Source organism: Burkholderia sp. BCC1977 (assembly GCF_905339595.1).
Lineage (GTDB): Bacteria > Pseudomonadota > Gammaproteobacteria > Burkholderiales > Burkholderiaceae > Burkholderia.
This window is the reverse complement of the sequence record NZ_CAJPGQ010000085.1, coordinates 1-9224: the sequence shown is the minus strand read 5'-3', so window position 1 is coordinate 9224 and position 9224 is coordinate 1. Positions and strand designations below refer to the sequence as shown.

The following is a 9224-nucleotide window of genomic DNA, read 5'->3' as shown; positions in this document are numbered from 1 at the left end:
CCGCTTTCGGTGCCGAAGGACCTCGCGCGTTTCGAACTTCTCCATGTGCTCGGCTACGAGGAAGGTTGGGGATACTGGCTCAAAAAAGCGGGCGCATCGAAGGTCGATTCTTCGAAGGGAATGCAATTCGACACGCTGATTTCGGCCCTGAAGGCGGCTGAACTCGGTCAGGGCGTTGCGCTCGCAAGGTCGTCCCTCGTCGAGCACATGCTGATCTCCGGCCAGTTGATCGCGCCACTGAAACCGCGCCTTCCAACCAGTGAGGCGTTCTACCTCGTCTATTCCCCGCACAGCATCGTCAATCCTCATGCGGCTGCGTTCGTCGAATGGCTCACTGCACAGGTTCAGGGGGCACACGCGAGATTCTGATCTCGCATGTGGTATGCGAGTCCGGTTGCCGGGACGTGATCTCCGACCTGCCCATCATCTGCTCGACTCATAAAAAAAACATACCCATCCCCGTTTTTTTTATTGCTTTACCGGCCACGGCTTCTCACCGAAAGTTGCTTCCATCCCGTTTGACCGGCATCCAACCGCGACTCGACGCGGCCGGCCGGCGGTGACGGGGATTGTCCACAACATGATGATCGACGGTCGCGCGATGCGGCCAGTCTGGAGGCGACTCGGCGGATTATGGGAAAGAGCAATCAATTGCCGTTCAGCGGTGTGAAAGTCATCGATTTCGGCCAGTACATTGCGGGGCCAGCCGTCGCGATGATCCTCGCGGATCTTGGTGCGACCGTCATTCACGTCGATCCTCCAGCCGGGCCGCTTTGGGATAGCCCGGCCAATGCGGTGCTCAACCGCGGCAAGCATTGCCTGCAGATCGATCTGAAGACCGACAGAGGCCTGGAAGAAGCCAAGGATCTGATCCGCCGCGCGGATGTTGTCATCGAGAACTTCCGGCCGGGCGTGATGGCGCGGCTGGGTCTTGATTTCGCGAAGTTGCGCGAAGCACGCCCGGAGCTAATCACGCTCTCGATGCCCGGCTTTGCCAGCAACGACCAGTTACGTCGCGAATGGCGCGCGTTCGAGCCGATCATCGCGGCGGCTTCGGGCGTTTTTACGGACATGGGGCAGAACCGCGTGCTGATGGGCATCAACCCGAGTTTCTCGCCGTTGCCGCTCGCGTCTGCCTACGGCACCATGCTGGCCGTCTCGGCTGTTGGGCTTGCGTTGCAGGCACGGCAGCGCACCGGCATGGGAGATGAAATCGAGGTCCCGCTGGCGTCGGCTGTGATGGAGGGGCTCTCCTACAACTCGATCCATATCGAGAACTACCCCGAGCGATACAAGACCCTGCGCGAAAAGGAAATCGAGCGGCGGCGCTCCAACAATCTACCGATGGATCTGTCGTACGAAGCGCTGCAGGAATATCTGGATCCGTTCTACCGGACCTACGAGTGCGCCGACGGTCGCAAGTTTTATACGGTATGCCCGTCACATCGCTCGCACGCACGCCGCTGTCTGCAGGCGATGGGACTGTACGAGGAAATGCTGGAGGCCGGTTTGCCACGGGTCGATGATCCGTACCTGCCGATTCACGAATGGGAAGGGAACGCGTCGCTAGGGGTTTATCCGTTACCTGAAGAGTGGGCGAAGCGCATTTCCGCGCGTATGAAGGAAGTCTTTCGTACGAAAACAGCCGCCGAGTGGGAAAAGATTTTCGGTGAAGGAGGTTTCCCTGGAGCGGCACACCGGACCACGCGGGAGTGGCTGCATGACGGCCACGCGAATACTGCCGGCCTGGTCGTGAATGTCGACGATTTCGAATACGGTGTGATGAAACAGCCCGGGCCGGTCGCGTGGCTTGAAGACTGTGCCGAATCCATGCTCTCACCGGCGTCCCGCCATCCGGTGACCTTCCGGGATGCGTTAGCCATTCTGGATGAGCAGGAGCGTACTGAACTGCCGGCTCCGTCGGGGGCACCAACACAGGGGTGGCTCGACGGGGTGCGTGTGCTCGACCTGACGAACGTGATTGCCGGACCCCATTCGGCGTCGTTTCTCGGCCGTTTTGGTGCCGATGTCATCAAACTCGACCCCGTCGTGCCGAATTATGATCCGTGGAACACCGTGGTCTTCGGGATGTCGTCGGCGCGTGGGAAGCGGAGCGTGCTCGTCGATCTGAACCATCCGGATGGACGCGAGGTGTTCGCTCGACTCGCCCGGTCTGTCGATGTGATCGTCATGAATGCCCCGGATCGTCAGCTTGAGCCGCTGGGGCTGGACGAGGCGAGCCTCCGTTCCATCAATCCCGGCGTGATCTTCTGCCAGCTCGACTGCTTCGGCGGTCCTCGACGCGGGCCGCGGACCGACTACCTTGGCTACGACGATCTGATCCAGGCGTGCACCGGAATCATGGTGCGATTCGGCGGCGGCATGGAGACGCCGGAGGAACATGCGCATGTCGGAACGATCGATGTCATGTGCGGATTCGCGGCTGCGCTAGGTGTGGCTGCCGCGCTTTACCGCAAGGCGAAAACAGGCGAGGTCGGGCGCGCGAGAACCTCCTTGTCGGCACTCGGCAATCTGGTACAGATTCCGTTCGCGTATGACTATGCGAATCGCCCACCATTCGACGAGCCGTCTGGTCGCGAGGTGAGCGGCTACGGCGCGATGTCTCGATTCTTCCGGGCCGCGGACGACTGGATCTATGTGGACACCAGCGAAAGTGAGTTAAACGAATTGGATCGAGTAGAAGGTCTGGCCGGAATTGCGGCAGCCAAGGATCCGGCTGCATTCCTCGCGTCCGCGTTTGGTACCGCGTCCGCCGCGTCTTGGCAGATCAGGTTGCAGGCCGCCAATATCGCGGCGGCGGTGCCGGACAACATCGTCAATCTGCGCCGGCACAACAGCCGGCCTTGCGACGATCGTCCCGGTATCGACAACGGCAGCTACTCGTTCAGCGTCTACGCGAATCATCCTAGCGGTCGATGCGTCACGCAGCTCGATCCTTTCGCGATTCGTCCGCGCCATGCCCGGATTCGCGCATTGGCACCGGCTGAAAAATTCGGCGCATCGACGTACACCGTCCTGCGCGAGTTCGGATACAGCGATGCCGAGATCGAGATACTGATTGCCCGACATGCGATCGGAGATAGCTGGTCCGAAGAGTATTTGCCCAGCTAGTTGCGTGTCTTGTCGAGTCGCGCGACGAGTCGAGCATTCCCGCATGAAGCGTGGTGCAAAGCGAACGTCGCGGCGACGAGACAGTCGTGCCGGTGGTTCGCCGGATGAATTAACGCGACACACAGCCGACGTGCGCAAGGCTACGGCGGGATGTGAATATTCTTACATTGGAGACAGCCATGCACGATCCGACCCAGGCTCTTGTGAGCTTTCGTCACGTCAAAAAAACCTACGACGGCGAAACGTTAGTCGTCAAGGATCTCAATCTTGATATCCAAAAGGGCGAATTCCTGACTTTACTCGGCCCATCCGGCTCAGGAAAGACGACCTGTCTGATGATGCTCGCAGGATTCGAGTATCCCACCGATGGCGAGATCTGGCTCGATGGCCAGTTGCTGAATCGGATCCCGCCACATAAACGCAATATCGGGATGGTGTTCCAGAACTACGCGCTCTTTCCTCATCTTACGGTCGCGCAGAATCTGGAATACCCGCTCAAGGTTCGGAAAATGCCGCCCGCTGAACGAGAGGCAAGGGTCAAGCGAGCGCTCGACATGGTCGGCATGCATAAGCTGAGCAAACGGATGCCCAGCCAGCTGTCCGGCGGTCAGCAGCAGCGCGTTGCGCTGGCACGAGCACTCGTATTCAACCCTCGGCTCGTGCTGATGGACGAACCCCTCGGCGCGCTCGACAAACAATTGCGCGAACACATGCAGCTCGAGCTGAAGGCGCTTCACGAAGAGCTCGGGCTGACTTTCGTCTACGTCACGCATGACCAGAGTGAAGCACTCACGATGTCCGATCGTGTTGCCGTGTTCGACCAGGGCGTGATTCAGCAGCTCGATACCGTGGATCGCTTGTACGAATCACCGACGAATCTCTTCGTCGCGAATTTCATCGGCGACAACAATCGGATGAGCGGCACGGTCGTTGCAAGGAACGGCGACCGTTGCCAACTTCGGCTCGCAGACGGGACGACGGTGCGCGCACTGAATGTGGCGTCCGTTGACGTCGGCAACCAGGCGACGGCGGTTATCCGACCGGAACGGCTCTCCGTCGAATCGACGTTCGCGGCCAACGAGGGCAATGTCATCGACACCGAAACGCTCGACGCAATTTATTTCGGCGACCACGTCCGACTGCGTTGCCGTGGCCCGGGGCAAGCCGAGTGCTTCGTCAAGGTTCCCCTCGAACACGATTGGCGGTCGCACGTTCGTCAGGGAAACCGGATTGCGCTGTCGTTCCGGGAGGACCACCTGAAGATCTTGAGCTGACTGTTTAGTTTTTATCACTCAGTAGGAGGAGACAATGAAATCGAATTCGAAAATGATTTGCGCCGCGCTGCTCGCGTCTCTGTCGGTGACAGCTTTCGCCGATGGTCTCACGACCGTCAACTATGGTGGCGCGGCCGGCAATGCCCAAAAGGCGGCGTGGGTGGACCCGTTCGCGAAGGAAAGCGGCATAGCGACGAATGCCATCCAGTACACGGGTGACATGGCCAAGGTCAAAGCGATGGTCGAAGCCAGAAATGTCACCTGGGATGTCTTGGAGGTGGAAGCGGCGGACGTCGGTCGCGGATGCCAGGATGGTCTCTTCGAGAAACTCGACTGGTCCAAAATCGCCAACAAGAGCGACCTGATGGCCGGAGCTGCCACACCTTGCGCAGCCGGCACGTTCGTGTGGTCGACCGTGCTCGCATACAACCCCACGCTGACCAAGGGCGCGCCGCAAGGCTGGAAAGACTTCTGGGACGTCAAGAAATTTCCGGGAAAGCGGGGATTGAAGAAGGAGGCTCGTTATAACCTGGAGTTCGCGCTGATGGCTGACGGAGTGACGCCGAAGGACGTCTACACGGTGCTCGGCACGTCCGCGGGTGTCGAACGCGCGTTCAAGAAGATGGACGAACTCAAGCCCTACATCCAGTGGTGGGAGGCTGGCGCGCAGCCTCCGCAATTCCTGATTGCGGGTGACGTCGCGATGTCGACCGCATATAACGGTCGCGTCGACGCGGCAGTGCGTGAAGGAAACAAGAATCTCGGTATTGCGTGGGATCAGAGTATTTACGAACTCGATTTCTTCGTCATTCCGAAGGGCTCGAAGAACAAGGAAGCGGCCGAAAAATACATCTCGTATGTGCTCAAGCCCCAGGCACAAGTCGCGTTCGCGCAGAAGATTCCGTATGGTCCGACCAACAAAGCAGCGCTGAAAATGCTCGATGCGGCAACACAGGCAGCGCTTCCCAATTCAGCGAAGAATGGCAAAACCGCCATTCCCAACAGTGTCGAGTTCTGGACGGACCACGGCGACGCACTGGAGCAGCGCTTTACGGCTTGGGCCGCGAAGTAACGACCGGGGGAAGAAGCATGAGCACCATAACTTCTCGGCAACAGGGCTGGGATACACGCCAGCTCAAGCGGTCGCTGCGAGCCGTTCAGTTTCGAAAGGAGGTAGTGGCGTTAGGACTGGTGGCGCCCCTCGTTCTGTTCATCCTGCTTGTGTTCGTGATGCCGGTCGCATCGATGATTTCTCGATCGGTCCAGAGTCCCGAGGTGGTCGATGCATTGCCGAAGACGACCTCGGCATTGCGCCACTGGGATGGCAAGTCACCCGTTCCTGCCGAGGCCTACCGTGCACTGGTGCTCGACGTGGAGAGCAATGGTGGAGACAACGATACCGGTACCGCGGCCGGTCGGCTGAACGGCCTGAAGGATGGGTTCCGGTCGTTGTTTTACAAGACGACCAGCGCGCTTCCTTTCACCGATGACGATGCGGCGATATCTGCGCAGGATATGCAAAGGCGCCTGATCGAAGTCGACCCACGCTGGGCCGATACGCGCTACTGGCAGGCGATCGCCAGCGTATCGTCCCGTTACACGAGCCAGTATCTCCTTGCCACGATCGACTATCGTGAGGACTCGGACGGCCACATCGTGCCGGTCGAGAACGGCGCGTCCGCATACCGTGCGGTGTTCATGCGGACCTTCGTGATCAGCGGGCTTGTGACGCTTGCGGCGCTGGTGCTGGGTTATCCGCTCGCTTACTGGATCTCGATTCTGCCAGCTCGAAAGGCGAATCTCGTCATGATCCTGGTGCTTCTGCCGTTCTGGACGTCGATTCTCGTGCGGATCTCGGCGTGGATCGTCATTCTCCAGGGGGCGGGCCTCGTCAACAAGGCGTTGATGGCGCTGCAGGTGATTTCGACGCCCCTGTCGCTCCTGTTCAACCGGACGGGGGTGTTGATCGCGATGACGCACATCTTGCTGCCATTCATGATCCTGCCGCTCTACAGCGTGATGAAGTCGATTCCTTCGAGCTACACGAAAGCGGCCATTTCTCTCGGCAGTCATCCTTTCGGGGCATTCTGGAAAGTCTACGTGCCGCAGACGCTTCCCGGTGTCGGCGCGGGCGGGTTGCTGGTATTCATTACCTCGCTGGGCTACTACATCACCCCGGCGCTGCTCGGTGGCGCCGGCGACCAGATGGTCAGTTACTACATCGCGTATTTTACCAACGTGGCCCTGAATTGGGGGATGGCCTGCGCGCTCGGTGCGGTCCTTCTCCTGGTGACGCTGGTGCTCTTCGCGCTCTATCGAAGGATCGTCGGTTCGGAAATCAAGGTGGCTTAGCATCATGAAAAATCACGTGCCGCGTTTCGCGCCCTACATGTCGACGCCGGAGATCGTATGGCATTACGCATTGCGATCGGCAAACGTCGTGGTGCTACTGTTTTTGATTTTGCCGATCCTGGCGATCATTCCGCTTTCGTTCAACGAGAACTCATTTCTCGTCTATCCGATACACGGATTCTCGTTCAGGTGGTATCACAATCTGTTCACGTCCACGGACTGGGCGCGCGCCGGCGCAAACAGCTTCATCGTGACGCCGATCGCGACGATTGTTGCGACCGTCCTCGGAACGCTGGCGGCATTGGGATTGAACAAGGCGTCGTTCAGGGGCAAGGGTTTGCTGGTCGCCATCCTGATCTCGCCGATGATCGTCCCGGTCATCGTCACCGGCGTCGGGATGTACCTACTGTTTGCACGATGGGGACTGGCCGGAACGTATACCGGACTGATATTCGGGCATACGGTGATCGCCGCGCCGTTCGTCGTGGTCACGGTCAATGCGACGCTTGCCGGCTTCAACCAGAACTATGTGCGAGCCAGCCTGAGCCTTGGGGCATCGCCGGTACGAACATTTTTTGCCGTTACGTTGCCGATCATTGCCCCAGGGGTGATTTCCGGCGCGCTGTTTGCGTTCGCTACGTCGCTGGACGACGTCGTGATAACGATGTTCATCGCCGGTCCGACGCAGGGAACGCTTCCGCTTCAGATGTTCATCGGGATTCGCGAAAACATTACGCCCACGGTCGCTGCGCTCGCGTCCATTTTCATCGTCTTCTCAAGTCTGCTGCTGATCACCATGGAATGGTTGCGTTCCTGATCCGTCGCGAGGCAGGTGTTGACCTGACGTTGCCTGCGCCGGTGATGATCGGATTTGCCCTGGTGGAGGCAAGTGTCCGGAACGACGCGCAGATGTCATGCAAATAATCCAGGAGGCAAGATGTCGGCAGGAGAGATCAACGAAGCCCGCTTGACGCAATCGGTTGGCGAGTTCGACTATATCGTGGTCGGAGCAGGTACGGCTGGCTGCGCGGTCGCGAATCGCTTGAGCGAGGACGATGACGTATCCGTGCTGCTGATCGAGGCGGGCGGGAAGGACAACTACCACTGGATTCACATTCCGGTGGGGTATCTCTATTGCATCGGAAACGCACGGACCGACTGGCGTTACAAGACCCGTGACGAGGCGGGATTAAACGGCAGGGCGCTGTCCTATCCGAGAGGCCGGGTTCTGGGTGGATGCTCGTCGATCAACGGCATGATCTACATGCGCGGTCAGCGAGAGGATTACGACGGATGGGCGCGAATGACGGGCGATTCGTCCTGGCGATGGGACTCGGTGCTCGAAACGTTCAAGAAGAGCGAGGACTATCACGGCGGTGCAAGCGATTCTCATGGCGCCGGCGGCCCGTGGCGCGTAGAAAAGCAGCGACTGAAATGGGACATTCTCGAAACGTTCGCGCAAGCCGCTGAGCAGACCGGCATACCCGCAACGGACGATTTCAATCGCGGCGACAACACCGGCGTCGGATATTTCGACGTCAATCAGAAGCACGGCATTCGCTGGAATGCATCGAAAGGTTATCTTCGACCCGCGGCGAAGCGGGGGAACCTGACGATTCTGACGAACGCGCAAACCCGACGACTCCTGTTCGAGAACAAGCGCTGCACCGGAATCGAGTTTCGTCTCGGCGGCGAATCGCGCATTGCCAAGGCAAAGCGTGAAGTGATCCTGTGTGCCGGCGCGGTCAATTCTCCGCAATTGCTGGAATTGTCGGGAATCGGAAATGCCGATCGTCTGGCGAAGCTTGGAATCGAGGTGGTGGAGGATCTGCGCGGCGTCGGCGAGAATCTGCAGGATCATCTGCAATTGCGCATGGCATTCAAGGTTGAAGGTGTGCGGACCTTGAACACGCTCAGTGCTCACTGGTGGGGCAAGCTGATGATCGGTCTCGAGTATGGACTGTTCAGAAGCGGGCCGATGGCGATGGCGCCGTCGCAGCTCGGCGTGTTTGCGAAGTCGGACCCGAACGATAAGACGCTGACGCGCCCCGACGTCCAGTACCATGTACAGCCGCTGTCGCTCGAACGGTTCGGCGAACCGCTGCATCCGTTCGACGCGTTTACGGCGTCCGTTTGTCAATTGCGGCCGTCGTCGCGGGGTAGCGTGCACATCATGTCGAATGATCCGCTAATGGCACCGAGTATTGCGCCCAACTATCTGTCGACGGAGGAAGACCGCCACGTCGCGGCCAACGCGCTGCGGCTGACCCGGCGCATTGTTGCGGCACCCGCGCTCGAGCGGTTTCGCCCGCAGGAAATACTGCCCGGCACTCAGTTCCAGACTGAGGAGGAGTTGCAGTATGCAGCCGGCAACGTCGGAACAACCATCTTTCATCCGGTTGGAACCTGCCGGATGGGAAGGGCGGACGATCCGGGCTCGGTCGTCGATTCCCGGCTTCGCGTGCG

General features: G+C 59.5%; 7 protein-coding genes. All 7 read left to right on the top strand.

What is annotated here, in order from left to right:
- On the top strand, positions 1–369 hold a 369-nt coding region (locus tag U5771_RS34275; protein ID WP_322028046.1), incomplete at its 5' end, for a LysR substrate-binding domain-containing protein.
- Positions 370–633: 264 nt separating this feature from the next.
- Positions 634–3132 carry a CoA transferase gene (locus U5771_RS34270; protein ID WP_322028045.1) on the top strand — a complete coding sequence of 833 codons (2499 nt, stop codon included), beginning with the start codon at positions 634–636 and terminating at the stop codon, positions 3130–3132.
- 179 nt (positions 3133–3311) lie between these two features.
- A complete protein-coding gene (locus U5771_RS34265; protein ID WP_322028044.1) occupies positions 3312–4406 on the top strand; it encodes an ABC transporter ATP-binding protein in 1095 nt (364 codons plus the stop codon).
- A 34-nt stretch (positions 4407–4440) separates the two neighbouring features.
- Positions 4441–5478, top strand: a complete 1038-nt coding sequence (locus U5771_RS34260) for a polyamine ABC transporter substrate-binding protein (protein ID WP_321783079.1) — start codon at positions 4441–4443, stop codon at positions 5476–5478.
- Positions 5479–5495: 17 nt separating this feature from the next.
- Positions 5496–6758: an ABC transporter permease gene (locus tag U5771_RS34255; protein WP_321783077.1), complete on the top strand. Its 1263-nt coding sequence runs from the start codon at positions 5496–5498 to the stop codon at positions 6756–6758.
- A gap of 4 nt (positions 6759–6762) precedes the next feature.
- Positions 6763–7575, top strand: a complete 813-nt coding sequence (locus tag U5771_RS34250) for an ABC transporter permease (RefSeq protein ID WP_322028043.1) — start codon at positions 6763–6765, stop codon at positions 7573–7575.
- Positions 7576–7695: 120 nt separating this feature from the next.
- The coding region (locus tag U5771_RS34245) for a GMC family oxidoreductase (RefSeq protein ID WP_322028042.1) at positions 7696–9224 on the top strand (1529 nt) is incomplete at its 3' end.

What these genes read in the sequence shown, in the direction of transcription:
- U5771_RS34270 (WP_322028045.1), top strand. Translation starts at nt 634, where the DNA reads ATGGGAAAGAGCAATCAATTGCCGTTCAGCGGTGTGAAAGTCATCGAT.
- U5771_RS34265 (WP_322028044.1), top strand. Translation starts at nt 3,312, where the DNA reads ATGCACGATCCGACCCAGGCTCTTGTGAGCTTTCGTCACGTCAAAAAA.
- U5771_RS34260 (WP_321783079.1), top strand. Translation starts at nt 4,441, where the DNA reads ATGAAATCGAATTCGAAAATGATTTGCGCCGCGCTGCTCGCGTCTCTG.
- U5771_RS34255 (WP_321783077.1), top strand. Translation starts at nt 5,496, where the DNA reads ATGAGCACCATAACTTCTCGGCAACAGGGCTGGGATACACGCCAGCTC.
- U5771_RS34250 (WP_322028043.1), top strand. Translation starts at nt 6,763, where the DNA reads ATGAAAAATCACGTGCCGCGTTTCGCGCCCTACATGTCGACGCCGGAG.